This window comes from Nonomuraea terrae (genome assembly GCF_004348995.1).
Classification (GTDB): Bacteria; Actinomycetota; Actinomycetes; order Streptosporangiales; family Streptosporangiaceae; genus Nonomuraea; species Nonomuraea terrae.
On the sequence record NZ_SMKQ01000457.1, the window covers coordinates 1 to 988 of the forward strand.

The 988-nt window shown below is 71.9% G+C and carries 2 protein-coding genes; both read right to left on the minus strand.

The window, feature by feature from the left end; all coding sequences use genetic code 11:
* Positions 1 to 244 (minus strand): hypothetical protein (locus tag E1286_RS47340; RefSeq protein WP_132623980.1); only part of this gene is annotated, 244 nt, incomplete at its 3' end.
* Positions 245 to 472: 228 nt separating this feature from the next.
* Positions 473 to 706 (minus strand): hypothetical protein, encoded by a 234-nt coding sequence (locus E1286_RS47345; protein WP_246075791.1) that lies wholly within the window; start codon positions 704 to 706, stop codon positions 473 to 475.
* Positions 707 to 988 lie beyond the last annotated feature (282 nt).

Genomic DNA, 988 nt, shown 5'->3' on the forward strand with positions numbered 1-988 from the left:
GCCCGGGCCCGCGCCCGTCGCCCTCGCCGTCGTCCCACTCCCCGTCCCCTTCGTCCTCGCCCAGGCCGAGCGACCAGCGCTCCCTCGCACGACGGTCGGCGGCCTCGCGCAGGTCCCTGCGCAGGTCCGGCAGGCGCCGGGCGACCTCGGCGCGATCGGCGTCGGACAGGGTGATCACGAGGTCGGCCAGACCGCGGGCGTCGCGGGCGGTGATGCGGTCGCGGACCTGCGGCCAGGCCGTCATAAGGCCGCCTCGGCCGAAGGAGGTGAACACGTCATGCGTGGCACCCTAGAGATCATCTCTGACAATCCGCCAGGTGCTACGGCGCCTACCGGGACGGACGAACTCGGGGCTGAGAGGTATGGGCATGCGGGCGGCTACCAGGGTGGCTACTGGGAACTTCGGCCGCGTGGAACCGGGCGCGAGTGCGGTCGACCGGGCGGCGGTGTGTGATCACACCCGGCTCGGCCATCATTCGGTGACCTCGTGGAGCAGCCTCGCCCAGAACGCCGTCAGCTCGTCGCCGGTATACCGCCGGTAGTGGATGCGGACATGCCCGCCGCCGTCACCCGCCCGGTAGACGGACACCTCCGTGTACGGGGTGCCGTCGTCGACGAACCCGGTATAGAGGTGGGTCCAGTCGCCGGCTTGCGGCGCCCAGGTCGGGAAGGCGAGCCGGGCGGCGCGGTCCTGCAACGCACTCACCCATTTGTCTTCGCTTGATGCGGCCACACTCAACGGTGCCAGGACGTGCGCCAAGAGCAGGCAAAACGAAGTGGTCGGCGTCGCCGGCGTCCGCCCTGGCACACGAGGTGCGGCCGTTCGACGCAACGTGCCAGGGCTGCCGCGGCAGCCGCCCGGGTGTGCCGAGGCGAGCGGCTTGGTCGGGGTGTGCGGGTGCGCTCGGAGGTACAGCCTCACAGGTGAGGTGTAGGAGCGCCGCCCGGCCAAGGCGGCTGAGTCGGCGCCGGGCGTCGGGTGATGGGG